This window comes from Collimonas sp. PA-H2 (assembly GCF_002564105.1).
Lineage (GTDB): Bacteria > Pseudomonadota > Gammaproteobacteria > Burkholderiales > Burkholderiaceae_D > Collimonas.
This window is the reverse complement of sequence record NZ_PDBX01000001.1, coordinates 5,045,125-5,071,387: the sequence shown is the minus strand read 5'-3', so window position 1 is coordinate 5,071,387 and position 26,263 is coordinate 5,045,125. Positions and strand designations below refer to the sequence as shown.

Below are 26,263 nucleotides of genomic sequence, written 5' to 3'. Positions count from 1 at the left end.
AACCGCCGCTCGCATCAATCCAGAGCAAAACGCAAACCCAGCGTAAACACACTATTGCGCAAGCCGCCGCCGCCCAGCTGCGCATCGTAGTTGAAGTACCAACCCCAGCGCTGGTCCACCGCCGTATTCAAGCCCAGTCCGAGCCAGCCGCTGCTGCGCGCCAAACCTATCCCCTGCACCGTAAAACCCGCCGCCGGCGCGCCTACATAAGCCGCGTTGAAGTCCAGATTGCCGTCGTTGAAGGCATGCTGCCAGGCCGCGTAAGCTTGCAGCACGCTGCTGCCGCCCGCCCACTGGAAGCTGGTGTCGCCGCGCACGCCGAGGATGCCCGCCGTCTGCCGGTACGCCCTGCTATCCGCGCTCAGGCCGAACACGCCGCCGTTTTCGGTAAAGCCGCCGCGCTTGAGGCGGTCATAGGCGAGGCCGGCATAGGGTGTCAGCCGGCTGCTGCCGGATAAGGGCAAGACATAGCCGCTTTCGGCATAGGCCGACCATAGGCTGTCGGTATGCTCGGCGCTCAGGTGCTGCGTGCTGCTGCCGATCAGCGCTTCCCGCGTCACCGTGCTGTCGACTGTCGCTACGCCGGCCCGTCCCGAGATATACCAGCCCTGTTCGCCAAACGCCTGGCGGCCGTATAGCGAAACGCCGGTATCGCGACTTTTCGATTGCCCGCCGAGCCGGTCAAAGCTGGCCTTGCTGTCCGAATAGGCGATGGCAGCACCGACGATGGTGTTGGCGCCCAGCCGGGTATCGACGCCGAACTGGCCGCCCCACAGGGAAGTATCGCCGCTGGCGTAACCGCTCTGGCTCAGCTTGCCGGAGGCGCCGATGGCGCTTACCCACAGGCCTGTGCCGTCATGCCCGCCGGGCTGGTTACCCAGCAGCGACAAACGATTGGCCAGGTCGCGGTTGATGGCCTGCGATTGCTGGAAGGTCAAGGCTTGCGCCGAGGCGTGGATCTGGCCCGACAGGCTGTCCAGCACCTGCCCCGCGACCGCCACGCTGGCGCTCTTCTGCACGGCGGCGGCGCTGGCCAGGAATTGGCCGTTCACGCCACTGACATTGCCGCTGGCGACCATCCGGTCGGCAGCCTGCAAGCCGCTCTCCAAGGCCACTGCGGCATTGTTGCGGGTGGCGTCACCGGCGAAGGCGTGCGCCGCCATGGTGGCGACATTGGTGCGGCTGATGAGCAGATCGACTTCCTTGGCCTGGTACGACAAGTTGGCCACGATGAATACGCCCGGTGTAAAGCTGACGCCGTCGGCTTCAAAACTGAGCGTGCCGAACTGGCCGCTGACGCCGCCGGCGGCGGTAAGCACCTTACCGGCAACGCCCGTCTGCTGCGTCACATAGCCGGACGGATCGCTGCTGCCGGCCGGCGTGGTGGCGATCAGGTGCGAGTTGCCGAGGATGGCCGCACCGCCTACCGTCAGCGTGCTGTTGAGCTGGTTGGCCAGTATGGCGTTTGGCGTGGCGACATAGTTGCCGCCAATCGTCAGGCCGGCGCCGCTGTTGTCGAGGCGGCCGCTGTTGCTGACATTGCCATGCACGGCGCCGCCGGCGCCGGCCAGCCGGCCCAGGCTGCCGATATTCACATTGGAGGCAACCGCGCCGGTGATGTTCAGGCTGCCGCCCAGGACATTGCTGTCGCCCAGATAGGTATTGTTGCCGGCCAGGGTCAGTTGGCCGCTGCCGCTCTTGTTGAGGCCGGCATCGCCGCCGATATCGTTCTTGAATACAGAAGAGGCGCTGTCGAACTGCACATTGACGTTGGCCCCCAGCGCCAGGCTCTGGGCGAACAATGCCGGGCCGTTGACCGCCTTGCTGGCGTTCAGCAAGCCCCAGCCATAGGTGGCGGTATCGTGCATGTCGGTGGCGGTGGAGAGGATGGTCTGGCGGATCAGGTCGGCATTCATCCAGGGATAGGCTTGCTGCACCAGCGCCGCCGCCCCGGTCACGGCAGGTGCGGCAAAGGAGGTGCCGAAGACGCGGCCGCCGCTGCTGGAAATGAAATCGCCGGGCGCCGCCAGGCACCAGTTGGCGGCGACGCCGCAGCGGTTGGCGTAGCTGGAAATCATGCCCGGCACCGTATCGCTGGCGCTGTAGCCGTTGCTGCCGCCAGCGGCATTGACGGCCGTCACGGCCAGCCAGCCGGCTTGCAGATCTGGAAAAAGCTTGGGCAGGCTGGCGTTCAGATTCGGCTGCGCGCCGCTATCGTTGCCGGTGGACCAGACGAACAAACCCTGCTGCGCCACCAGCGGCTGGTACATGGCGTGCAAGGCCAGCGCCTGGCCGACTGTCGCGCCGCTGCTGCTGATGCCGCTGGACTGGTTGAAAATCCGTACGCCCTTGGCGAACATGTCCTGGTACATCTGACTGTTGAACAGCACGTTGTTATCCGTGGTGCCGGCTGCGGCCGCCTGTATCCGCACAGCGGAGGCCACGCCCAGGGTGTTGCCGGCCAGGACTTCCACCACTTCAGTACCGTGCATATTGCCGTCCGCGCCGCTGGCGTTATACACCGTCTTGCTGATGCGTCCGGCAAACTGCGGATTGCTGACATCGAAATCAGTATCGATCACCCCTACGGTAACGCCTGCGCCAGTTATTCCCTGCGCGCGGGCAGCAGCGACATTGCTGGGGTCAAGTACATTCAGCATGGCCGGAGGCGGCGCGACAGGCGGTGGAGTTACAGAGCTGGTATTGCCGGGCGGGGTAGGGGTAGGAGCAGGGGCTGGTGCGGGACTTGGAGCAGGCGGGACGCTGGGTACGGGAGTAGCGACCGGATTCGGGTTGCTGCTGCCTCCCCCGCCTCCGCCGCAACCTGAAATCATTATCAATACAGCAATGGAGATGATCGATAGCGAATTCTGGCGAGACAATTCTTTTCCCATAACGCCTCCCACATATATGTGCATTAACTTCAACCCGATCAGCGATCGGCATATCGGCCTGCTGCATTCACATACTCAGTCGTGCATCTATAGTAATAAGTCTTATTGTTTCTCTTCGGCAATTAAAGTATGCGCGCCTTTTTCTTACATTTCATTACTTCATAGAAATATTTCTACATGGATACATTTATGCAGCCAGATAACCACACACAGCAGATGGCGTGGGAGAAGTCTTGGCGAGGGGAATGGATGAAATATGACGAGACCGCCAAATTTACGATCAACCAACTTTTTACGAGAATTGCGGCAGCTTTTGTTATTATTACCTCCCGGTAACCTTACCGAACTGCATGGGCATCGGCACCGTCACAAACGGAGCCCTCGTCCATGCAGGCACAACTTCAGGGGGATAAACATGACGTTCACAGAATCAATCAAGGTCTGCTTTTCCAAGTATGTCGATTTCAACGGCAGAGCATCGCGCTCCGAATACTGGTGGTTCATGCTTTTTCTTGTGCTGGGTACGGTTGCCACAGGCGTAGTCAGCAATAAACTGAGCGGGCTTTTTTCTCTCGCCACGCTGCTGCCTTCCATCGCTGTGGCAGCACGCCGCTTACACGATACGGATCGTACGGGCTGGTGGCAGTTGCTGGGGTTTGTCCCGGTCCTGGGCTGGATCATCGAAATCTACTTCCTGATTCAGGAACCGAAAGAACCGAACAGATTCGGTTCAGCACCGGCCAGCCAGGCACTGCCGGAAACCTGAAAATCAGGCGAACAACGGCGCCCGCCTTCCACCCAGGCGGATGCCGCTCAATGAAAATGTGACGGAATCATCCGTCTTTCATCAGCAGGACAATATGAAATCCGCTCTGTTAATCATCGATGTCCAGCACGATCTTTTTGAAGGCGCCAGGCGGCCGTTTGAAGCCGATGCGGTGGTCGAGCGCATCAACGCGCTCGCCGCCAAGGCGCGCTCCGCCGGCGCTCCGGTGGTTTTTATCCAGCATGAGGAGCCCGCCAGTCCGCTTGAGTACAATTCCCCGGGCTGGCAACTGCAAGCTGGCTTACAGGTAAAAGGCAGCGACACCAAGCTGCGCAAGAAGACCAGCGATTCCTTCCTCCGTACCGAGTTGCAGGATCTGCTGATCTCATGGAACATCGATCGCCTGGTGATTTGCGGCTATGCCTCGGAATTTTGTGTCGACACCACCGTCCGGCGCGCTGCCGCGCTGGGATACCCAGTAATCCTGGTGTCCGATGCCCACACCACCCACGACAAGCCGCATGCCACAGGATTGCAGATACGCACGCATGAAAATGCGACATTGCAGAACGTCGACAGTTTTGGTCCGAAAATCACAGCGGTGGCGACGGCTGAAGTCAGTTTCTCCGCCTAGGCAGTTAAATTTATTGTCAAAAGCAACTGCTTACGAGAAGATGGCCTTAGCAGGGAGAACCTGTTAAAATTCGGCCCTGCCCAGTATCGCAGGCCGTTTCTGTCGATACTTTTTGCGGTTTTCATGCAAACCCGCAAACTTGCCCGAGTGGTGAAATCGGTAGACACAAGAGACTTAAAATCTCTCGCTCGTAAGGGTGTGCCGGTTCAAGTCCGGCCTCGGGCACCAATTACTAAAAGGCTCTCAGCGATGGGGCCTTTTTTCATTTCCGCGATTCGGGATCTTCCCCGCAAAATCCTCTCCTGCATCACGAGCATCCACAATCGGCTAAAAACTTGTAGCTAGGGTAACGGGAGCACGTTTGAGAAGGAACTTCCTAGAGCTTCCTCCAACCGCGGTAATTCAGCGGAACTACCGCTATCGATGTCGACGACATTCAGAATGCTCGACTAAGGCGCTTAGACGGCATATCGCTTAAGTCATTGAAAAGCCTGGAAACTCAAGGCGCGCCTGGCAGTCCAAAAGTTATCAGGACCGGAGGCCATATGTTTATCAAACGAAAAGATTACACAGTAGGTCATGACGGCTATGTCTCGGAAATCACGCAATTCCTGAACAATTTTCTGGCGGAGCACCCAGAGGTGGTCGACGAACAAAGCCGGGGCTGGCACATACTCTGGGATCGCGAGGTTAACCTGGACGAACAAAAAAAGGCCAGCGAGGATACTGTGCCGACCAAACCTTACTACTACAGCTGACTCGGCATATAGGGACAATTTTCAAAGACAGGCATCGATTTGCTTCGCCTTGCCAGAGCTATCTTGTAGTATCCGCTATGCTACTGATTTCCTTTTGACAATCAAATGCTTGGGACAAAAATGAAAAATGTACTGTTCGCATTCGCCATGATCGTTTCAGCTGGCGGTTGCGCCATGTCGCCAGCTCCGATCAACAATGCACGTTCTGTGCCGATGGAGCGAGTATTCCGTGCCGACGCATTGCCGCTGGCGAATAATGCCCGCGCGATATTTGTGAGGGATGCCGGCTTCTCTGGCGCGAGCGCGTATCAGCACCTGTACATCGACGGTAAAAAGGCCGCCTCGCTAAACCCGGGTGAAAAAATAGAATTCATGCTCGCGCCAGGCGAGCATGTTTTCGGCGCCACTCCGACCGACGGACTCAATACCCGCTCGCTGAACGCGTTAAATCAAGACCTCAAGGCCGATAAAACCTATTTCTACCGCATTCAAACGGAAGGCAGCTCCTTCCGCACCACCGTCCAGCGATTTGTCCCAGATTACCAATAGGCCGAGATGCTCGTTGCCGCTTGCCGCAGTTGCCATTATTGTTGCCACTAGAGTCGGAACATGAGGCGGCAGACAATGACTGCTTGCTCACAGCTGCCACGAACGACATCTATGAAGTCTGCAAAACCGGATAATATCGCCTGCTCGGCATTTGACAACATTGGCATGACTGCGAACAAACTTGACGACGACGGGTTTCTGATCACCGGCCCGCTTTTTGGGCATGAGCTCGGTCCTCGGCTCGAAAATATTATTCCACAACTCAAACAGGACAGCATCGGAAGCAGAAATTTGATGGAACATTCATGGTGCGTGGACTTAGCCAAGCTGATTCGCGGGCATCAGCGGATTGCGCCGTTTCTTTCGGCTGCGGCCGTCGCCGTACAGTGCAATCTGTTTGAAAAATCGAAAAATCAGAACTGGCTCGTCCCCGTTCATCAAGATCTCGGTATAGCGGTCCGAGAAAAAATCAAACACCCGGCACTGACAGGATGGACTGAAAAAGAAGGATCCATTTTCGTCCAGCCGCCCGATAGCTTTCTTCACGAGATGGTCGCGGTTCGGTTTCATATTGATGAGTGCGGGCTGGACGATGGACCGCTGCGTGTCGTCCGAGCGTCCCACAAAGCTGGCCGGCTTGATAGCCACGCTGCATTAGCTGAACGCGATCGGGTCGGGGAAACATTGTGTGCGGTCGAACGTGGCGGTGCAATGCTCATGAAACCGCTGCTGCTGCATGCATCGTCTAAAGCGTCCGGCCATAGCAGGAGACGTGTTTTGCATTTTGTGTTTGCACCGCCGGTGCTGCCTTTTGGGCTGCAATGGCGGCATGCATTTTAATTTTTCTTCGACGCAGAGCGTTCAACAAGGCTGACAATTTTGCCTCTGCTCCGCCTGCCGCAATCCGCTGCGATCTGGGCACTTCGCCAAGACGAAAAAATGGCGAGGAAACGCCCGGGACTCAACTGACATTGACGGCTTATTTAGCTGCAACAGTGATAGCCGAGGCATCCACGCTCTTCACGCCTTTTACTGGTCCTTAGCGTGCCGGCAAAGGTGCGGCAGGCAGGGCGACGTTGTGTGTCGCTCGCAAAGACATCAAGCGTTGCGCCATGCAAAAAATGAACAACAGCGCGCCGATCACGATTTTGGTCCACCAGGAGCTGAGTGTGCCGTCGAAGGCAATCAAGGTCTGGATCAAGCCCAGGATCAGCACGCCGCTCAGGGTGCCGGCGACGTAGCCGTAGCCGCCGGTCAGCAAAGTGCCGCCGATCACCACCGCGGCGATCGCATCCAGTTCGGTGCCCTGCGCATGCAAGCCGTAGCCGGACAGCATATAGAATGAAAACAAAACGCCGGCCAGCGCCGCGCAGAAACCGCTGAAGGCGTAAACCAGCACTTTGGTGCGCCCCACCGCCAAGCCCATCAGCAAGGCCGATTGCTCATTGCCGCCGATGGCATAGACGGCGCGCCCGAACCGCGTGTAGTGCGCGAGATAGATGGCCAGCGCCAGCATCGTCACGGCGATCAGCACGCTGGGCGAGACGAAGGCGCCAAACATGCCGATCCTGGCTTGCGACAGCGCCACATACAAGGGCTGATCGATGGTGATGGAATTGATGCTGATCAGGTAGCACAGGCCGCGCGCCAGGAACATTCCCGCCAGCGTGACGATGAATGCCTGCAGCTTGAAAAAATGGATCAGCGCTCCCATGAAGGCGCCGAAGCCGCCGCCGATCAGGAGCACGCAGGCAATCACCAGCAGCGGCGGCCAGTGCCAGTATTGCAGCAGGTAAGCCGAGATCATGGTGGTCAGGGCCAGCACCGAGCCAACCGAGAGATCGATACCGCCCGACAAGATCACAAAAGTCATGCCTATCGCAATCACCAGCAGGAAGGCGTTATCGATCAGCAGGTTGAACACCACCTGCAAGGAAAAGAAGCCGGTATAGGCGACGGAACCGAGGCCGAATGTCAGCAGCAGCAATGCCACCGTCACCATGGAAGTGAAATAGGGAGAGGCCAGCAGCGTGCGGAATATTTTCATCATTTGTCCCCGGCTGAACGGCGCATCCGGGAAGCGCCGCCAGACAAGCGCGGCATCAGATGGCGGAATTCCTTCGACTGCGACAGGCATACCGCAAACACCACGACCGCCTTCACCACCATATTGACTTCCGGCGGCACTCCCATCGAATAGATCGTATAGGTCAGCGCCTGGATGATCAATGCGCCGACCACGCTGCCGGCCAGGCTGAACTTGCCGCCGCTCAAAGAGGTACCGCCAAGAGTCACCGCCAGGATGGCATCCAGTTCCATCAGCAGGCCGGCATTGTTGGCGTCCGCGCTCTTGATGTTGGAACTGATCATCAGCCCGGCGACACCGGCACAGGCGCTGCAAAACATGTAGACGAAAAAGATCAGCGCCGCGGTGCGGACGCCGGCCAGGCGCGACGCCACCGGATTGATGCCGACCGCCTGGATGAACAGGCCCAGCGCCGTTTTGCGCATGAGAAAAGCCACCACCAGAAAAACGCCGAGGGCGATGAACAGGGAAAACGGCAGGCCGAGCAGGTAGCCGCTGCCGATATAGAAAAACGGTTTGTAGTAGACGGTGATGATCTGGCCGTCGGTCAGCAGCTGCGCCAGGCCGCGCCCGCCGACCATCAGTATCAAGGTGGCGATGATCGGCTGCAGGCCCAAGGAAGAAACCAGGAAGCCGTTCCAGACGCCGCACAGGAGCGCCGCGCCCAAGGCCGCAGCGATCGCCCATGCCATCGGTATGCGGCTGGCGTATTCCGGCACGCCGCCGTGCATCTGCAGCGTGCCGCCGATCAGCAAGGCGGCGACAGTGCCGGAGATCGCCACTACCGCGCCGACCGAGATATCGATGCCGCGCGTAGCGATCACCAGGGTCATGCCGAGCGCGGTCAGTATCAAGGGTGCGGCGCGGTTGACGATATCGATCAGGCTGCCGTAGAGATGGCCGTCTTTCCACTCCAGCCGGAAAAACCCCGGGATCATGAAGAAATCCACGGCCAGCAGCAGCGCCAGGGCCGCCACAGGCCGGAACAGAGGATGCCGCAGAAAACCAGATAGCTGTTCCATGGGAGTGTAAGGTGGGGACGCCGCCTGCCCGGCTTGCTTGCCGGCATCCGGGTTCAATGGAATACTCATGCGCATTCCCCGGCAATCACCTGCAGCACCAAATCGTCATCCAGCTCGCCGCGCCGGTACTCGCCGCAAGCCTTGCGGTCGCGCAGCACCAGCATGCGGTCGCTGACCCGCAGCACTTCGGAAATTTCGGATGAGATGAACAGAATCGCCATGCCCTTGTGGCACAGAGCAATTACATGCTCCATGATTTCCTGCTTGGCGCGCACATCGATGCCGCGCGTCGGTTCGTCGAGAATCAGCATGGCCGGATCGGTAGCCAACCAACGCGCCAGCAAGGCTTTCTGCTGGTTGCCGCCGGACAGTGCGCTGATCGGGGTTTCCATATCCGGGGTTTTTATGCCCAGCCATTTGATGTAGTCGCTGGCCAGCGACTGCTGCCGCTTGTACGGGATCACGCGCAGCAGGCCGGCCCTTGCTTGCAAGGCCAGGATGATGTTTTCCCGGACCGACAGTTCCAGTATCGCGCCTTCCTTTTTCCGGTCTTCCGAGCAAAAGCCGATGCCGGCAGCGATCGCATCGCGCGGTGAATGGAATTTTTCGGTTTTCCCTTGTACCTGTATCGTCCCGCTGTCGGGCTTGTCGGCGCCGAACAGCAGGCGCGCCGTTTCGGTCCTGCCGGAACCGAGCAAGCCGCACAGGCCGAGCACCTCGCCGCCGCGCAAATCGAGATCCAGCGGCGCCAGTATGCCATTCCGCCCCACTCCCCTGGCCTGCAGCACGGCGTGCCGGCCGTCGCCATCCGGTGCTTCAGTGCGCTCGCTGGCGGCGTCCGCATTGGGCAGCGATGAGGCTTGCATGCCGACCATCTTGTTCACCAGATCCAGCCGGCTGAGCTGGCTGGCGAGGTATTCGCCCTCGCGCACGCCGTTGCGCAACACTGTGATGCGGTCAGAGATTTCGTAGGTCTGTTCCAGGAAATGGGTCACGAACAGGATTGCCATGCCCTGTCCGCGCAGCTTGCGCAAGACCTCGAACAGCAGCTTGACCTCGGCGTCGTCGAGGCTGGAGGTCGGCTCATCCAGGATCAGCACTTTGGCCGATATGCTCAAGGCGCGTGAAATCGCCACCATTTGCTGGATCGCCAGCGGATACCTGGAAAGCGGCGCCGCCACATCGATCCTGACGTGGAGTTCGCTCAGCAGGCGCTGCGCCTGCAACTGCATGGATTTCCAGTCGATCGCACCGTATTTTTTCGGATAGCGGCCGATAAAAATGTTTTCAGCCACCGACAGGTTCGGGCAGAGATTGACTTCCTGGTACACGGTGCTGATGCCCAGGCTCTGCGCCTCCAGCGTCGAGCGCGGCTGCACCGGCTGGCCATGCAAGAGTATGCGGCCGCTGTCAGGCGCGTAGACGCCGGTCAATACCTTGATGAGCGTCGATTTGCCTGCACCGTTCTGGCCCATCAATGTGTGGACTTCGCCCGGATACAGCCGCAAGGCTACATCGCTGAGCGCTGTTACGCCGCCAAATGCCTTGCATATGCCGCTCAGGGCCAGGGTTGGAGCGTCGCTGGCCTGCGCCTCGCCGGTAGTGCCTGTTGCCGTTTTAGTCATCCGCCTGCGATCCCATGGTTGCACGCAAGATGGCGCGTTCGGTGCACCATCATGACAAATATGGCGGCGCAGAATTCACGCCGCCATCCGGATCGGTCTTTTAATATTTCCGGTTCGGGAATTCCTTGGCGGCGACTTCTGCCGGGAACACGCTCTCCTCGGTCGTAATGCGTTTAGGTACCGTCTCGCCGGCGACAACCTGCTTCGCCACCTTCATCAGTTGCGGTCCGAGCAAGGGGCTGCACTCTACCGTGACGTTGAGCTTGCCAGCCATCATCGCTTCAAATGCGCCTTTGACGCCATCCACCGAGATCACCAAGATATCTTTGCCGGGTTTCAGGCCGGCTTCTTCAATGGCCTGGATCGCGCCTATCGCCATGTCGTCATTGTGGGCGTACAGCACATTGATTTTCTTGCCGTCGGTCTTGAGGAAGGCTTCCATTACTTCCTTACCCTTGGCGCGGGTGAAGTCGCCGGATTGCGAGCGGATGACCTTCAGATGCGGATTGGCGGCGATGGTCTCGGCGAAACCGGTCTTGCGGTCGATCGCCGGCGCCGAACCGACCGTGCCTTGCAGTTCGACGATATTGATATCGCCGACAGGCATGCTCTTGGCGCGCTCCAGCAACCAGCGGCCGGCGCGGCGGCCTTCTTCAACGAAATCGGAGCCGATGAATGTCACGTACAGAGACTTGTCCTTGGCGTCGACCGCACGGTCGGTCAGGATCACAGGGATCTTGGCGGCTTTCGCTTCGCCCAGCACGGTATCCCAGCCGGACTCGACCACCGGGGAAAAGGCGATCACGTCGACTTTTTGCGCAATGAAGGAACGGATCGCCTTCACCTGGTTTTCCTGCTTTTGCTGGGCGTCGGCGAACTTCAGTGTGACACCGGCCTGTTTCGCCGCATCCTTGATCGATACGGTATTCGCGGTACGCCATTCGCTCTCAGCGCCGACCTGCGAAAATCCCAGGACCAAGGCCTTCTCGGCGCTGGCGCCGGAAACGATTCCGAATCCCAATCCCAGGCAAAGAGCCGCGTTAAGTACCGTTCTGCGTGTCATTTTCATTGCTTGTCTCCGTTAATTTATCGGCATTTTTCGCAACGCAGATCACTGGCCTGACCGGCGCGACAAAGCCATCCCTCCGGTATTATTTTTTTACTATATAAAAGATTTTGGGGGATGTGCGCGCACCATACTAGGAGGGAAGCGGCGGACTATCCAATGAAATTTTTCGCCCTTCAGATACGCATTTCGATATCTGTTCCGCGACATGCGCTGAGGGATGCCGGCAGTCCGGCGCCTTGGTCTGGACAAAAAAAAGCCCGCTAACTTTCGTTGCGGGCTGAATCCAAACCTTATGAGGTGTTGGAGGAGACAAGTTCATCATATCGCAGCGCAGCATATCCGTCTGCTTGATTGTTGTGATACCTGATATTCACCAAGCAAATACTAGCGTGCGGCTATTTGCGCGCCGCATCAAGAATCAAGCCGGCCAAGCGTTCGTAGTTGCCGTCGAAATGATGGCCGCCGGTGAGCTTCAACAACTTGACATGGCTGGCATCCAAGCCGGGGCAGGACGTGTCCGTCTCTTCGCTGCCATAAATGCACATCCCCAAACCCGCCGGCAACCTGGCGACTTCCGGCGCTATGGGCAAGCCGTCGTTGCTGGAACTGACCCAGTTGGTCATATGAAACTGGAAATCGGCTTTTTTCCCCAGGCCCATCATGGCGACCAGCGGAACCGATGAGAGCATTGCCGGCGACAGCCGGTTGACCACAAAAGGCAGAACATCGGCTCCTTGCGAATAGCCGATCAGCAGCACCTTGCTTTTCTTCCAGCGCGCCATATAGAACTGCGCCAGGCGCTCGACATCCCTGGCGGTCGAGGCCGGCGTGCGGGCGCTCCAGAAATAGCGCAGGGAATCGACGCCGACTACCGGCACACCGCGCTTGGCAAGCGCGGCCGCGACATCGCGATCGATGCCGGCCCAGCCACCGTCGCCGCTGATCAGGATCGCCATGGTGTCGGCATCTCGCAGCGGTTGTGATTGAGTGGCGGCGGCGACCTCGACCACCGGCAGGTCCGACACCGCGGCCGGCGGCGCTGGCAGCGCCAGCGGCTGCCTGGCCGCCATGCTGGCGTAAGCGGCAGCCAGTGCAGCCGTCTGATTTTTTCCGGCGCCGTCGGCATTGATCAGCATGGTGCCGGCAACACCGGCGACAAACGCCTGGGTAACGCCGGCGCTGCATAGTCCGTCATTCGGCGCCTGCGTATTTTGCAGGACACGCCATGCCGCAGGCAATTTGGAGACCGGCAGCAGCTCGACACCCTCGCCTTTGGCGCGCGCCCTGAAATGAACGCCCTCGCCTTTGCATAGCGGCTTGCGCAGGGCCAGGGCCGGACAGAATCCCAGCGTCAGGGCGCCGCTGAAAGTGTTCGCGGGTGCCTGCGCCAGCATGGCGTAGGACAAAGTGGCGCCGGCGCCTTGGCCCACCAGCAATGGCGGAAAATATCCCGGCACCTTTTCATAGGCTTGCACGAAGCGGCTCAGATTCTCCAGGTCGCCGTCGGGAAAGGCGCAATCGCCGCCATCGGCGTTGAGGCTGGCAAACAGCTGCGGCGTGCTGATCCCCGCCACCAAAGCGCCTTGCGCCGCCAGTGCCTTCGCCTTTTCAGCCGCGCTCTTGTCCCAGCCGGCATCACCAGACAGCAACAGGACGACACCGTTCACGGCGCCGCTCGGTTTATAGATTTCGATATTCTTGAAACGGCCGTGGCTCAGGCGCTGGTGCGATTCCTCGGCCGCGGCGGCGCTGCAGGCCAAAACAGCACCCGCCAGGCAGACCGCCCACAACGCTGATGCTTTTTTCATTTGCTGACCGCGCCCTTGAGACCGCCGCTGATCAGCGCGGCAGTATCGGTAAATGTGAAAATCGGCGCCAGGCCGCCCTTGCTCACCAGGTAGCGTGCTTCCCACACCGGATCGAACTTGTCCTTGAAATTGCGCAGGCCGCGGAAATTGTAAAAGCGTCCGCCATGCATGAACAGGATGCGGCCGAAGCGTTGCCAGCGCGAGGCCAGCTGATGGTCTTTCATGCCCGACATCGGCGCCATGCCCAGCCCGAAACGCTGGAAACCCTGCTCCTTGAAATGCAGCATCAGGCTGGAGAACAGGAAATCCATGGTGCCGGGCGGCGCATCCGGCAGTTGCCGCATCAGGTCGATGGCGGCCTCGACCCGCGACACATCCGGACACATGAGGCTGGCGAAGGCGATGATCTTTTGTGCGCGGCGAATCACCGCGACAGGCTGGCGCAGGATATAGGCCTGGTCAAAGCCGCCCAGCGAAAAACCCTTCTCGCGCGTGTCCTGATCGGCCAGCCAGGCATCCGAGACGATCTTCAGTTCAGCCATCACGGCCGGCAACCGTGCCTGCGCGACGATTTCGAAGCTCAAGCCCTCGCGCTCAGCGCGGTTGACGCCATGCCGCAGATTGGCGCGGCGCGGTCCTTGCAGGTTGAACTGATCCAGCGGCACATAGGCTTCTTCGCCCAGCTTATAGACCCGCAGGCCGGCATCGAGATACAGCGGCAAGGATTGCGGCCGCACTTTGTAGAAGGCGGCGCGGCCGCCGTAGCCGTCAGCCAGTTCGATAAAACGCCAGATCAATTCCGACCATTCCTGCTGCTCGCCGACCGGGTCGGACAGCGCCACCCAGGAGCGGTTGTGCTTAGCGTACATGATGAAGCTGTTGCCAGAGGCTGAAAACAGCAGGCTTTTATCGCCCATCAGCGCCAGGCAGGCATCCGCCGCCGGCTGCTTGCGCAGAATCTCGGCGGCGCGCTTCAGCTCCTCCTCGCCAGGACGCTCGGCGACGCCGGTGGAACGGCGGAACAGCTGCCACAAACCGAGGCCGAGCGCCATGATCGCCACTACCATCAGGGTTCGCATCGACCGTGGCGCGTAGTCGTCAAAAGCAAATTGCCACCACATGCGGTCGGCAAAATCGATGTCGCGATAGGCGAACAGCAGTATCCAGCCGCAAGCAGCCAGCACACAGGCAACCGCAATCAGCCAGCCGGGTTCAAAGGTCTGGGAGAACAGCGAAGAGCGGCGGTCAAACTGCTTGCGTGAAATCACCAGCAGCGAGGCCAGCAGGAACAGCACGATGAATTCGTTCACCGCGATCCCTTTGGGCAGCGCCAGGATGCCGGCAATGATGGTCAGCACCAGCGACGCCCACCATGCCGCATCGAGCCTGTGCAGCAGGCCGCGCGCCAGGAACAGCATCGCCAGTCCGGCCACGCTGCCGATCAGGTGCGAAGCTTCCACCACGAACAGCGGCACGTGCAGCCTCAGCAATTCCTCGGCATGGCGGGTGGCCGGCGTCACGCCGGATATCAGCAGCATGGTGCCGGTGACCAGGGTCAGCGCGGTCAGCAGCCAGGGCGACAGACGCACCGCCGCGCGCGCCACCGGTGCGCCGCTGCCGGCGCGTATTTCAATCGCGGCGAGCAGGATCGTCGCCAGCAACAAGGGCAATAGAAAATAGATGCTGCGGTAGAGCAGCAAGGCTGCTGCGATATCGCTGGTCGGCGCGTGATTGGCGCAAGCCAGCAGGATCACCGCCTCGAACACGCCGACGCCGCCCGGCACGTGGCTGATCACGCCGAGCGCCATGGCGATAGCGTAAAAAGCGACGAAGGTCGGCAAATCGATGACGCCGCTCGGCAGCAGGAACCACAAGGTAGCCGCGGCCGCGCTCAGATCGACGGCCGAAATCAGCAGCTGACGCAGCGCCAGCCCGACTTCCGGCAAGCGCAGGTTCCAGCGCCCGAACAGCATCACTTCGCGGCGCACTTTGCACAAGACCATGAAGCCGGCCACGCCAAGCAGCAGCAGGCTCGCCAGCGCACGCAGCAGCCAGCTCGGAATATGCGCCAGCGCCTCGATCTGCGGCGCGCCCCACAGAAGACCGAGAGCGCCGAAGGTGCTCATGCCCAGACCGAACGCGCTGGCATTGAAAGCGACCGCCTGCGCCACCTGGGACGCTTCGACGCCGCTTGCCGTGTACAGGCGCATGCGCACCGTGCCGCCGGTCAGCACGCCAAGGCCGACCGTGTTGCCGAGCGCGTAAGCGATGAATGAAGTAAGACCGATGGTGGTCCCTTTCACCTTGGCGCCGACGTAGCGCAAGCTGGAGACATCGTAGCCGGCCAGCGACAGGTAACTGACGGCGGTCGCCAGCACCGCCAGCAGCAGGTTGCTCACAGGGGTATGCCTGACCGCGTGGACAATGCTGCGGTAATGCACATCCGCCAGCAAGGCATACAGCGACTTGAACACCAGCGCGCCGAGAATCAGCACCAGCAGCACCGTGGCCCACGAACGCCAGCTGATGCCGGTCTTTTGCACGGCGGCGGGATTCACGCCGGCGATTGTCTTGTCTGCTTTTGACGAGGAAGAATGACTTGCCATGTAACCTTAATGTACCCGCCCGCGCCCCGGGCACGGAAAGCGGAAGTTGCTTAACCATCTGGTAAGAGCCAGTTTACAAAGCAAGGTTCGTCACGGCAAGTAATAAACTGGCAAAGAAATTGCAGGTGGAAACAAAAAAACCGCTCCAGCACGAGGCTGGTAGCGGCTTTTTGTACGTTCCGGAATGAACCGCAACATGTTCTTGGAGGAGGCGGTGGGAGTCGAACCCACGATACAGGTTTAAGCCCGTATGCTTCCTTAGCAGGGAAGTGCCTTCGACCACTCGGCCACGCCTCCAAGCTTAAACGGCTTTTAGTAACGCCGCGTTAAGGACACGAATAATAACTTTTCATAGGGCATCGGTCAATAACGCTATGCCAAATTAACAGTTTTTTTTGAAAATTTTTTGAAAAACCTCTGAAAACCTGCTGCGCTGCCCGGTCCAGGACCAAATCAGCGCAGCACCAGTGCAATTTTGAGAGAATTACGCCGATTTACGCGCTTTCCAGGCCAAAAGCCTTGTGCAAGGCACGTACCGCCAGCTCCATGTACTTCTCGTCGATCAGCACCGAGATCTTGATTTCAGAAGTCGAGATCATCTGGATATTGATGCCCTCTTCCGACAAGGTACGGAACATTTGCGAAGCGATGCCGACATGGCTGCGCATGCCCACGCCAACCACCGAAACCTTGGACACCTTGGCGTCGCCGGTGATGCTGGCTGCGCCGACATGGGTCTTGACCTTCTCGTTGAGCACATCCATGGCCTTGGTGTATTCGCCGCGCGGCACGGTAAAGGTGAAGTCGGTCTTGCCATCCACCGACTGATTCTGGATGATCATGTCGACTTCGATATTGGCATCGGCGACGGCGCCCAGGATCTGGTAGGCGATACCAGGACGGTCAGGGACGCCGAGCACGGTAATCTTGGTCTCGTCGCGATTAAACGCGATGCCGGTAATGGTGGCTTGTTCCATCTTGGTATCTTCCTCAAACGAAATCAGGGTGCCGGAAATTGCTTCTTCTTCCAATGGCATTAATGGGTCGGTCAGCGAGGACAGCACGCGGGTCGGCATCTTGTAGTTGCCGGCGAATTCGACCGAGCGAATCTGCAGCACTTTAGAACCCAGCGATGCCATCTCCAGCATTTCTTCAAAAGTCACCGTCTTCAGGCGGCGCGCATCGGAGACGACGCGCGGGTCGGTGGTATAGACGCCGTCGACGTCGGTGTAAATCAGGCATTCCGCCGCCTGCAGCGCAGCAGCAACCGCCACCGCCGAGGTATCGGAACCGCCGCGGCCCAGGGTGGTGATGTTGCCTTGTTCGTCGACGCCCTGGAACCCGGTGATGATCACGACTTTGCCGGCATCCAGGTCTTGCCGCACCTTGGTGTCGTCAATCGAACGGATGCGCGCCTTGGTATGGGCCGAATCTGTCTTGATCGCGACTTGCCAGCCGGCGTAGGACACCGCTTGCTTGCCGATCGCTTGCAAGGCCATCGCCAGCAAGGCTACCGAAGCCTGCTCGCCGGTGGAGGCCAGCATATCGAGTTCGCGCGGGTCGGGCTGGGCGCTGATTTCCTTTGCCAGGCCCAAGAGGCGGTTGGTTTCACCGGACATCGCGGAGGGCACCACGACGATTTGGTGGCCAGCGTCATGCCATTTGGCGACGCGCTTGGCGACATTCTTGATGCGCTCGGTCGAGCCCATCGAAGTGCCGCCGTATTTGTGGACGATTAAAGCCATAGGGTGTGTTTTGGGTGCTGGAAGCGGACTTAGTGCAAGAAAAATAAAAAATCAACCCTTTAATGTACCCGCAACCGCCCATTATGACAAGTGGATTACTGGCAAGAAATGACAGATAACGCTTATGCGTCAAATTGAATATCTTGACTCAGCGGCAACACATCAGACTGCCAGCGCAGGGCGATGCGCGGACCGGGTTCAGTCGCCAGCACATGGCAATCGAAGCCGATGCCGGCCGCAAACACCATCTGCTTGCCGCTGCGCACCAGCGGCAGCCGCTCGCGCTCCCACGGCGGCACGTCAAAGGCCTGGTAGTGGTATTTCACGCTTTTGGTGGGCCGGTTGAACGCCAGCTTGAGTTTTTCGCCGCCGCTGCGGAACTGGATCTGCAAAGCTTGCTGACGCAGCCAGTCGGCGCTGACGCCCTGCTCCGCCGGCTCGAAATGCATGACGCCGCCGAATACCGGAAAGGCGATTTCGGCTTCACCGTTCCAGCGGAAATCCTGCGGCTCGATTTCGGAACGGTCGACATCGTCGCGCGGCGTCAGGAACACGCGGTTGCGGTGACGCCGGATATGGCAATCCGGATGAGTCACGCACAGCTGGGCGTCGGCTTTCGCTTCCAGCAGCTGTTGCCGCATTTCGCTCAGCCAGGCGCTGGAGGGCATGCGCAGATGATGCAGACCGAACCAGTAACGCAGCAGGTTATCGATACGCTCCGGCTTGAGCAAGCGCAACTGATCCATATTGAGGCAGGCGCCGTCGGCGCACAGCGCCATGTCTTGCGCCGCCAGTTCGACCAGCAGCTTTTGCGTGGTTTGCATATGACCGGCGCTGCGCGAGAAGCGCTCCTGGAAGCCGGGGAAATATTGCGCCAGCACCGGCATCACCTGCTGGCGCAAGGCATTGCGGGCGTAGCGCGGATCTTGATTGGATTCGTCTTCGACGTAGGTCAGCTGTTGGGCTGCGGCATACTGCTCCATTGCCGCGCGCGATACTTTCAACAGCGGGCGCACCATCAGCAAGCTGGCATCGCCGAGCAGGCTAGGCGCCGTATTCCAGCTATCCATACCCGACAGGCCAGCCGCGCCGGAGCCGCGCAGCAGTTGCAGCAGCACGGTCTCGGCCTGGTCGTCCAGATGATGCGCGGTCAGCAGCAGCGGCGCCTGATGCAGGCGGCACAAGTCGCCCAGCGCTGCATAACGGCTGTTGCGGGCAGCTTCTTCCACGCCGCTTTTTTCAGCGTCGCGCAATTCGATGCGTTGTGCATGGAATTCCACGTCCAGCCGCGCGCAAGTCTCGGCGCAATGGACTTGCCACTGATCCGCATTGGGACTGATGCCATGATGGATATGAAACGCCAGCAGCTTGACGCCATGACTGGCGGCATAGCGCGCCGCCGCATGCAGCAAGACTGTGGAGTCCAGACCGCCGCTATAAGCGATCGCCAGCCGGGCCGGCGCCGGCGAAACAGCGGCGGCAGCCAGCGCCGCCAGTGTATTTTCTAAGTATGCATCGATACTTGGCGAATGAGGATTTGACACGCCTATTCTGTAGCCAGTACTTCCTTGAATTTACCGTAGCTCATCAGTTTTTCATGGCGTGCATTCAGCAAATCCTTGGTCTTGACGCCTTGGAACTGGCGCAAGGTGTCGGCCAGCGCGCGCTTCAGCAGCGAAGCCATCTGCTTCGGATCGCGATGGGCGCCACCCAGCGGTTCACTGACGATCTTGTCGATCAGACCGATCGCTTTCAGGCGGTGCGCAGTCAGGCCCAGCGCATCAGCGGCATCGGCTGCACGTTCGGCGGTCTTCCACAGGATAGAAGCGCAGCCTTCAGGCGAAATCACCGAATAGGTTGAGTACTGCAGCATCAGGACCGCATCGCCGACGGCAATCGCCAGCGCGCCGCCGGAACCGCCTTCACCGATGATGGTGGCGATCAGCGGCACCTTCAGTTCCGCCATGGCGTACAGGTTATGGCCGATCGCTTCCGACTGGCCGCGTTCTTCGGCATCGATGCCGGGGAAAGCGCCGGGAGTATCGACAAAAGTAAAGATCGGCAAACCGAATTTTTCCGCGACCTTCATCAGGCGCAGGGCCTTGCGATAGCCTTCCGGTTTCGGCATGCCGAAGTTGCGCAAGGCGCGCTCCTTGGTGTCGCGTCCCTTCTGATGGCCGATCACCATGCAAGCCTGGCCGTTGAAGCGGGCCAGGCCGCCGACGATAGACAGGTCATCGGCGTAGGTGCGGTCGCCGTGCAGCTCATGGAAATCCGTGAAAATTTCATTCACGTAATCCATGGTGTAAGGACGTTGCGGGTGGCGCGAAATCTGCGACACCTGCCATGGCGTCAGCTTGGCGTAGATATCCTTGGTCAGCTGCTGGCTTTTCTTGGACAGGCGGTCGATTTCTTCCGAAATGTCCACAGCCGAATCGTCCTGGACGAAACGCAGCTCTTCGATCTTGGCATCCAGCTCGGCGATCGGTTGCTCGAAGCCGAGAAATGTTGTTTTACTCATATTGTTCCTTTTATTAATCCGTCACTACCGATTTGCTGTCGGCTAAATCAAAACCAGAATAAGTTATAGCTCAGCCATGACTTGGTCCGATCAGTTGCCTATTTACTCAGTAGTGACTTGATATTCTGTCGATACAGGATCCAGACTACGCCACAAATACCATGTTGCCACAGTACGCCAGGGCTCCCAATTGGCCGACACTTCGCGCGCATCGCTGCGCGAAACCGGCTCGCCTGAAAAATAATTGACACTGATGCCTTTGAGCAACCCCGGGTCATCCAGGGGCAAGATATTGGGCCGGAGCAAATTAAATATCAAAAACATCTCCGCTGTCCAGCGTCCGATGCCGCGGATTTGCGTCAGATCCGCAATCACGGCCTCGTCTTCCATCTCTTGCCATTGCTCGGCATCGACCCGTTTTGCCTTGAAATGATCGGCCAGGTCCAGAATATAGTCTGCTTTACGTTTCGATAAACCGCAAGCTGCCAATTGTTCGGGGCCGGCTTTCAAAACCTGGGCCGGGGTAGTCTTGGGACAGACCTGCAGAAATTTTTGCCATACCTGCTCCGCTGCCTTGACCGTGATCTGCTGGCCGACTACCGAACGCGCCAGCGTAGTGAACGCTTCGCCGCGGCCAACCAGATGCAGATCGCCAAACTGCGGAATCAGTTTGCGCATGATACGGTCACGCTTCATCAACTCGTTTTTCGCATCTTCCCAGTACGAAGGCACAAAAAAAGAGGAGTCGACAGCTATCGTTTTTTGCATACGTTTACGCCCTTCGCCATTCGGTTAGACCGCCGGGCTTATCTTCCAGCAAAACGCCTTCGGCCAGCAAATCCTTGCGGATCTGGTCTGCCGCGGAAAAATCCCTGGCTATTTTTGCTGCTTGACGAGCTTGAATTTTGAGTAGGATATCTTGCTCCGACAACGCCGCTTGCGCAATGCCATTTCCGTCAATTTCACTGCCCGCGAGTGCGCGGCCCTTCAAAAAATCTTCCGGCGCGCGCTGCAACAGGCCGAGTGCACCGGCCAGTTTTTTCAGCTGACGAGCGGCCGCAGCGGATTTACTCTTGTTGACTTCATTGGCCAGGTCGAACAAGCCGGAAATCGCCATCGGCGTGTTGAAGTCGTCATTCATGGCGGCAGCCAGGCGCTGCGCATGCGCCTCGCTCCAGTCCAGCGGTAAGTCGTCGGCCGCCACCTCTTTCAAGGCGGTATAGAGGCGGGTCAGGCTTTGCTTGGCGTCGTCCAGGTTGGTATCGGCATAATTCAGGGGACTGCGGTAATGCGCGCGCAGGATGAAAAAGCGCACTACTTCGGCATCGTATTTTTTCAGGACGTCGCGGATCGTGAAAAAATTTCCTAGCGACTTGGACATCTTTTCATTGTCGATGCGGACAAAGCCATTGTGCATCCAGTAATTGACGAAATGGTGGCCATGCGCACCTTCCGATTGCGCGATTTCATTTTCATGATGCGGGAACTGCAGATCCTGGCCGCCGCCGTGGATATCGAACTGCTCGCCCAGCAATTGCTCGGCCATCGCCGAGCATTCGATGTGCCAGCCCGGCCGCCCCTGGCCCCAGCGCGAAGTCCACTTGACCTCTTCAGGCTCGCTGGTCTTGGCCGCCTTCCACAGCACGAAATCAAGCGGGTCGCGCTTGCCGACGTTGACGTCGACCCGTTCGCCGGCGCGCAAGTCATCCAGCGACTTGCCCGATAGCTTGCCGTAGCCGCTGAAGTCGCGCACCGAATAATTGACGTCGCCGTCGCTGCCCTGATAGGCCAGGCCTTTGTGCTCCAGTTTTTCGATCAATGCCAGCATCTGCGGCACGAATGCTGTGGCACGCGGCTCGTGATCCGGCTTTTGCACGCCCAGCGCCGCCGCGTCTTCATCCATGGCCTGGATGAAACGGCCGGTCAGCTGCGAGATGGTCTCGCCGTTTTCCACTGCGCGCTTGATGATCTTGTCGTCGATATCGGTGATATTGCGTACATAAGTGACGTCAAAGCCCGACTGCCGCAACCAGCGCTGCACCATGTCGAACACCACCATCACGCGGCCGTGGCCAAGATGGCAATAGTCGTAAACCGTCATGCCGCATACGTACATGCGGACTTTGCCCGCTTCGATCGGAGAAAACGGCTGCTTCTCACGCGCCAGCGTGTTATATATTTTCAGGTCGCTCATGGGAAGTTACGGCTCAGGTACAGAAATAAGGCAAGGAAATAAGCACAGAAATATTGCACGCCGTTCCACGCATCCACGCACTTTCAGTGCGCGACGCCAATACAACAAGGCCGTCAAAACTCTTTTGCAGTGTTTAGTTTGATAAAATGTTGCTTTTCGCCGCAGTATATCATTACTGAAAAGCGAAAATGCAGCACATGGAATACGAAAACGGCACCCCTTACATGAAGGATTTTTATGACCGCACCTCTTGGTTTGTCCCGTCGCAAGTTCACTTTGGCATTGGCGTCGGCGTTAACAGCCGTCACTTTTGCAGCTAGCCCATCGCTTGCCAGCGCTGCCGACAAGCCGCATGTTCTGTTGAAAACCAACATGGGCGACATCGTCATCGAACTGAATCCGGAAAAAGCGCCGAAGACAGTCAAGAACTTTCTGGGCTACGTCAACAGCGGCCACTATAACGGCACGATTTTCCACCGCGTGATCGACAGTTTCATGATCCAGGGCGGCGGCATGAGCAAGGACATGGTCGAGAAGCCGGCTCCCAACAAGGTCGAGAACGAAGCCAAGAACGGCCTCAAGAACGTTCCTTACAGCGTCGCCATGGCGCGCACCGCCGATCCGCAGTCGGCCGGCGCGCAGTTCTTCATCAATGTCAACAACAATGAATTCCTCAACTACCCTGGCCGCGACGGCTGGGGCTACGCGGTATTCGGCCAGGTCATCAAGGGCATGAACGTGGTCGACAAGATCAAGAAAGTGAAGACCGCCTACCAGGACGTGCCGACCACGCCGGTGATCATCGAATCCGCCACCGTGACCAAATAATATTCGTCCTCTATCAACCCACGCACCAACCATTAATAGGAAATACCATGGCTGTCATCCTCACCACCAACCACGGCAATATCAAGATCGAACTGGACGCTGAAAAAGCGCCGAAGAGCGTCGAAAACTTCCTGGCCTATGTCAACGCCGGCCATTACAACGGCACGATTTTCCACCGCGTGATTTCCGGTTTCATGGTGCAAGGCGGCGGTTTCGAGCCAGGCATGAAGCAAAAGCCGACTAACGATCCAGTCGAAAACGAAGCCAAGAACGGCCTCAAGAACGAGCCTTATACCCTGGCCATGGCGCGCACTTCGGCGCCGCATTCCGCTTCGGCGCAGTTCTTCATCAACGTCAAGAACAACACCTTCCTCGACTATCCAGGCCAGGACGGCTGGGGCTATTGCGTTTTCGGCAAAGTGGTTGAAGGCAAGAACATCGTCGATGCTATCGAAAAGGTCAAGACCACCCGCAGCGGCATGTTTGCCGATGTACCAGTGGACGACGTCATCATCGAAAAAGCCGAAGTAGTCGCTTAATAGCGCTTATTCCAAGCCACAAGTCACAAGCCCTTTCATGACAACCACAGACTCGAACCAGCCAGCCGCTACCGTTGCGCTGTTTATCTCCGACCTGCATTTGCAGGCGGCGCATCCACGCACCACGCAAGCCTTCCTGGACTTCCTGCAAGCCAGGGCAATGCAAGTGCAGCAACTGTATCTGCTGGGCGACCTGTTCGAGTACTGGGCTGGCGACGACGACCTGGAAACGCCCTACAACAGCGAAATCGCCGCCGCGATCCGGCAAGTCAGCGCCGGCGGCGTCGAGGTTTTCTGGATCGCCGGCAACCGCGATTTCCTGGTGGGTGAAGGCTTCGCGCAGGCCGCCGGCCTGACCATGCTGCCGGACCCCTCAGTGATTGATGTGGCGGGCCGGCGCCTGGCGATTGCCCATGGCGACGCCCAATGCACCGATGACCTCGCCTACATGCAGTTCCGGGCGCAAGTGCGGCAACCACAATGGCAAGCGCAATTCCTGGCGCTGCCGCTGGCGCAACGCAAGGCGATCATCGCCGGCGTACGCAAGGAAAGCCAGGAAGAGCAGCGTCATAAAACAATGGAAATAATGGACGTCAACGCCGAGGCAGTGAATGCCCTGTTTGACGCCACCGCCACCAGCACGCTGATTCACGGCCATACGCATAGGCCGGCACGCCATCAGATGCAGCAGGATAACGGCATCCGCACACGCTATGTGTTGCCGGACTGGGAATATGACGTCAAGGCGCAGCGCGGCGGCTGGATTGCCATCGATGCAGCCGGCACGATCCGCCGCTTCGGCCATGACGGCCAGGAAATCATTGATTGAGGCCTAGTGTGAGTGTAGGCGCTTGTTCCCGCCTATAGCCCAGAATCATTACACCCCCAGGGCGAGCAAAAAAACCTGCTTACCCTAACGGTTTACAACACGGCGCTCAGCTGCAATCAGTCGAATTGCCGCTTGAACTCTGCAAACTGCGCGCTCAAATCGTCCATTTGCCGGCGCAAGCCCGACACTTCTTCCTCAAGCTGGGCGATCCGGTCCTGGCTGCCGCCCGTAACCACGGAAGCGCTGCCCGACATCGCATCCGCGATGGCCTGCTGCTCAAGTGCCTCCTCGCCGGCCAGCAGGTGCGCATAACGCGGCTCCTTGGTGCCCGGCGCTTTCGCCAGGCGCGCCACCAGCGGCGGATATTTATCGACCAGGAACTGCAAGGCGGTTTCCACCTCGCCCACGCCGGCGAACTCATGCAGCCGGCCGCTGCGGCTGCGCAACTCGCCGGCAGTCTGGATGCCACGCAGCATCAGGGTCGTCAATACCGCCAGCTTATCTTGCTCCAGCACCCATTTGATGCGCATCCGGTGCTCGAACTTGGAGACCCTGGCGCCGGCCTGCCTGACCTCGAGCACCAGCTTGCGCTGCATCAGCCGCTGCAGGATATCCAGCACGCTAGACTCGCTGATCGACATCACCGGATCGCGGCTGGACAGCTGGTTGCAGCCGTTGGTCAGCGTGTTCAGGGACAGGGGATAGTTATCCGGCGTCAGCGCCTCTTTCTCGGCCAGCACCGCGAGTACGCGGATTTCAAAGGGATCGAGAAAATCATCTGTGCGGACAGCATCCGCTGGCGGCTGCTCGCCGCTGGCAATTTCGTTGTCGTCTTGATTCATTGACAGTTCTCCTGGTGCGCGGACCTACTCAACCAGCTTGTTGAGCTGGTCCGGATCAAATTTTTCCAGCTCGGGCAAGCTCTCGCAAGCGATGCCCGATTTCTTCAGCAGCGCAATGATGCGGTCGATCTGGTGCTCCTGCGCAGCGGCGTTGTCGATCAGGCCATGCAGCGCCTTCGACAAGGGATCGTCGCCGTTCGGCGTAACACCGTAGGCAGCGAACATGCGCGCTGCCGCTTCATCCTTGCCGCTGCCGCTTTCCTTCTGCACGATGCGGGCCGGGTTGCCGACCGCCGTTGCGCCCGGCGGCACTTCCTTGACCACCACGGCATTGGAGCCGACCTTGGCGCCCTCGCCGACGGTGAAGCCGCCCAATACCTTGGCGCCGGCGCCGATGATGGCGCCGCGCGCCAGGGTTGGATGGCGCTTGGCGCCCTTGTTGAGCGAAGTGCCGCCCAGGGTGACCCCCTGGTAGATGGTGCAGTCATCGCCGACTTCGGCGGTTTCGCCGATCACCACGCCGAAGCCATGGTCGATGAAGACCCGGCGGCCGATAGTGGCGCCGGGATGGATTTCAATCCCGGTGAAAATGCGCGCGATATGCGAAATGAAGCGCCCCGGCCATTTGAAGCCGTTGTGCCAGCAATGGTGCGCCCAGCGGTGCAGGATGATGGCATGCAGCCCCGGATAACAGGTCAGCACTTCCCACTGGGTGCGGGCGGCGGGATCGCGCGCCATGATGTTGGCAATGTCTTCACGAATGTTGCTGAACATAGGGATATCGAATGAATGCGGAGGCGTAATGTTATTCCAAATTACGCCGGCCGTCTTTTATCGCAGAACTTCGGGAACAGCCACGAAAGTAGCAACTGAGCAGCGGCCGGAAAGGCGCCTGGAGCCGGTCCGCCAGCGCGTGGCGGACCGGGCTCGGCACAGGTAGTGCGGAAG

The 26,263-nt window shown here is 59.1% G+C and carries 22 protein-coding genes and 2 tRNA genes; 9 read left to right on the top strand and 15 right to left on the bottom strand.

All coding sequences use genetic code 11. The annotated features are described in order from the left end of the window. Positions 1–14 precede the first annotated feature (14 nt). The gene (locus BCF11_RS23255; protein WP_233212610.1) at positions 15–2,660 is read right to left on the bottom strand and encodes an autotransporter serine protease; all 2,646 of its coding nucleotides are present in this window, start codon (positions 2,658–2,660) and stop codon (positions 15–17) included. A gap of 649 nt (positions 2,661–3,309) precedes the next feature. Between BCF11_RS23255 and BCF11_RS23250 the strand changes: the two genes are divergently transcribed. The 6 genes from BCF11_RS23250 to BCF11_RS23225 all read left to right on the top strand — a co-directional run bounded on the left by BCF11_RS23250 (position 3,310) and on the right by BCF11_RS23225 (position 6,441). Further along, positions 3,310–3,660 carry a DUF805 domain-containing protein gene (locus tag BCF11_RS23250; RefSeq protein WP_098496836.1) on the top strand — a complete coding sequence of 117 codons (351 nt, stop codon included), beginning with the start codon at positions 3,310–3,312 and terminating at the stop codon, positions 3,658–3,660. A 94-nt stretch (positions 3,661–3,754) separates the two neighbouring features. Further along, positions 3,755–4,294 (top strand): cysteine hydrolase family protein, encoded by a 540-nt coding sequence (locus BCF11_RS23245; RefSeq protein WP_098497667.1) that lies wholly within the window; start codon positions 3,755–3,757, stop codon positions 4,292–4,294. A 141-nt stretch (positions 4,295–4,435) separates the two neighbouring features. Beyond that, a tRNA-Leu gene (locus tag BCF11_RS23240) sits at positions 4,436–4,522 on the top strand. 317 nt (positions 4,523–4,839) lie between these two features. Further along, a complete protein-coding gene (locus BCF11_RS23235; protein WP_098496835.1) occupies positions 4,840–5,052 on the top strand; it encodes a DUF3460 family protein in 213 nt (70 codons plus the stop codon). A 120-nt stretch (positions 5,053–5,172) separates the two neighbouring features. Beyond that, entirely contained in the window at positions 5,173–5,601 is a 429-nt protein-coding gene (locus BCF11_RS23230; protein ID WP_098496834.1) for a hypothetical protein, read from the top strand. Positions 5,602–5,712: 111 nt separating this feature from the next. Beyond that, on the top strand, positions 5,713–6,441 hold the full coding sequence (locus BCF11_RS23225; RefSeq protein ID WP_158229263.1) for a phytanoyl-CoA dioxygenase family protein: 729 nt from the start codon (positions 5,713–5,715) through the stop codon (positions 6,439–6,441). Between the two features lie 199 nt (positions 6,442–6,640). On the opposite strand, the gene yjfF is transcribed toward BCF11_RS23225, so the two are convergent. The 12 genes from yjfF to cysS form a co-directional block, all read right to left on the bottom strand. Continuing rightward, on the bottom strand, positions 6,641–7,648 hold the full coding sequence (yjfF, locus tag BCF11_RS23220; RefSeq protein ID WP_098497666.1) for a galactofuranose ABC transporter, permease protein YjfF: 1,008 nt from the start codon (positions 7,646–7,648) through the stop codon (positions 6,641–6,643). Further along, positions 7,648–8,778, bottom strand: a complete 1,131-nt coding sequence (locus tag BCF11_RS23215) for an ABC transporter permease (RefSeq protein WP_369827817.1) — start codon at positions 8,776–8,778, stop codon at positions 7,648–7,650. The genes yjfF and BCF11_RS23215 overlap by 1 nt, the downstream gene beginning before the upstream one ends. Beyond that, positions 8,775–10,334, bottom strand: a complete 1,560-nt coding sequence (locus BCF11_RS23210) for a sugar ABC transporter ATP-binding protein (RefSeq protein WP_098496831.1) — start codon at positions 10,332–10,334, stop codon at positions 8,775–8,777. The genes BCF11_RS23215 and BCF11_RS23210 overlap by 4 nt, the downstream gene beginning before the upstream one ends. 100 nt (positions 10,335–10,434) lie before the next feature. Next, a complete protein-coding gene (locus BCF11_RS23205) occupies positions 10,435–11,403 on the bottom strand; it encodes an ABC transporter substrate-binding protein (protein ID WP_098496830.1) in 969 nt (322 codons plus the stop codon). Between the two features lie 395 nt (positions 11,404–11,798). After that, entirely contained in the window at positions 11,799–13,211 is a 1,413-nt protein-coding gene (locus BCF11_RS23200) for a virulence factor family protein (protein WP_098496829.1), read from the bottom strand. Beyond that, a complete protein-coding gene (gene mprF, locus BCF11_RS23195) occupies positions 13,208–15,817 on the bottom strand; it encodes a bifunctional lysylphosphatidylglycerol flippase/synthetase MprF (protein WP_098496828.1) in 2,610 nt (869 codons plus the stop codon). The genes BCF11_RS23200 and mprF overlap by 4 nt, the downstream gene beginning before the upstream one ends. A gap of 203 nt (positions 15,818–16,020) precedes the next feature. After that, positions 16,021–16,114 (bottom strand) — tRNA-Ser (locus tag BCF11_RS23190). Between the two features lie 197 nt (positions 16,115–16,311). After that, positions 16,312–17,562, bottom strand: a complete 1,251-nt coding sequence (locus BCF11_RS23185; protein WP_098496827.1) for an aspartate kinase — start codon at positions 17,560–17,562, stop codon at positions 16,312–16,314. A gap of 122 nt (positions 17,563–17,684) precedes the next feature. After that, positions 17,685–19,106, bottom strand: a complete 1,422-nt coding sequence (gene tilS / locus BCF11_RS23180; protein ID WP_098496826.1) for a tRNA lysidine(34) synthetase TilS — start codon at positions 19,104–19,106, stop codon at positions 17,685–17,687. A 2-nt stretch (positions 19,107–19,108) separates the two neighbouring features. Next, complete coding sequence (locus BCF11_RS23175) at positions 19,109–20,083, bottom strand: acetyl-CoA carboxylase carboxyltransferase subunit alpha (RefSeq protein WP_098496825.1); 975 nt, start codon at positions 20,081–20,083, stop codon at positions 19,109–19,111. Positions 20,084–20,185: 102 nt separating this feature from the next. After that, entirely contained in the window at positions 20,186–20,851 is a 666-nt protein-coding gene (locus BCF11_RS23170; RefSeq protein ID WP_098496824.1) for a DNA-3-methyladenine glycosylase, read from the bottom strand. 4 nt (positions 20,852–20,855) lie between these two features. Next, the gene (gene cysS / locus BCF11_RS23165) at positions 20,856–22,277 is read right to left on the bottom strand and encodes a cysteine--tRNA ligase (RefSeq protein ID WP_098496823.1); all 1,422 of its coding nucleotides are present in this window, start codon (positions 22,275–22,277) and stop codon (positions 20,856–20,858) included. A 237-nt stretch (positions 22,278–22,514) separates the two neighbouring features. Here cysS and BCF11_RS23160 point away from each other — a divergent pair, with 237 nt between their 5' ends. Genes BCF11_RS23160 through BCF11_RS23150 form a run of 3 tightly spaced genes read left to right on the top strand, consistent with a single transcriptional unit; the run spans position 22,515 to position 24,473 of the window. Continuing rightward, the gene (locus BCF11_RS23160; protein WP_098496822.1) at positions 22,515–23,105 is read left to right on the top strand and encodes a peptidylprolyl isomerase; all 591 of its coding nucleotides are present in this window, start codon (positions 22,515–22,517) and stop codon (positions 23,103–23,105) included. Between the two features lie 47 nt (positions 23,106–23,152). Further along, positions 23,153–23,644 carry a peptidylprolyl isomerase gene (locus BCF11_RS23155; protein WP_098496821.1) on the top strand — a complete coding sequence of 164 codons (492 nt, stop codon included), beginning with the start codon at positions 23,153–23,155 and terminating at the stop codon, positions 23,642–23,644. Between the two features lie 37 nt (positions 23,645–23,681). Continuing rightward, the gene (locus tag BCF11_RS23150; RefSeq protein ID WP_098496820.1) at positions 23,682–24,473 is read left to right on the top strand and encodes a UDP-2,3-diacylglucosamine diphosphatase; all 792 of its coding nucleotides are present in this window, start codon (positions 23,682–23,684) and stop codon (positions 24,471–24,473) included. Between the two features lie 116 nt (positions 24,474–24,589). Here the strand turns inward: BCF11_RS23150 and BCF11_RS23145 are convergent, their stop codons facing one another. Continuing rightward, a complete protein-coding gene (locus BCF11_RS23145; RefSeq protein WP_098496819.1) occupies positions 24,590–25,315 on the bottom strand; it encodes a YceH family protein in 726 nt (241 codons plus the stop codon). Between the two features lie 24 nt (positions 25,316–25,339). Then, positions 25,340–26,089 (bottom strand): serine O-acetyltransferase, encoded by a 750-nt coding sequence (gene cysE, locus BCF11_RS23140; RefSeq protein ID WP_098496818.1) that lies wholly within the window; start codon positions 26,087–26,089, stop codon positions 25,340–25,342. Positions 26,090–26,263 lie beyond the last annotated feature (174 nt).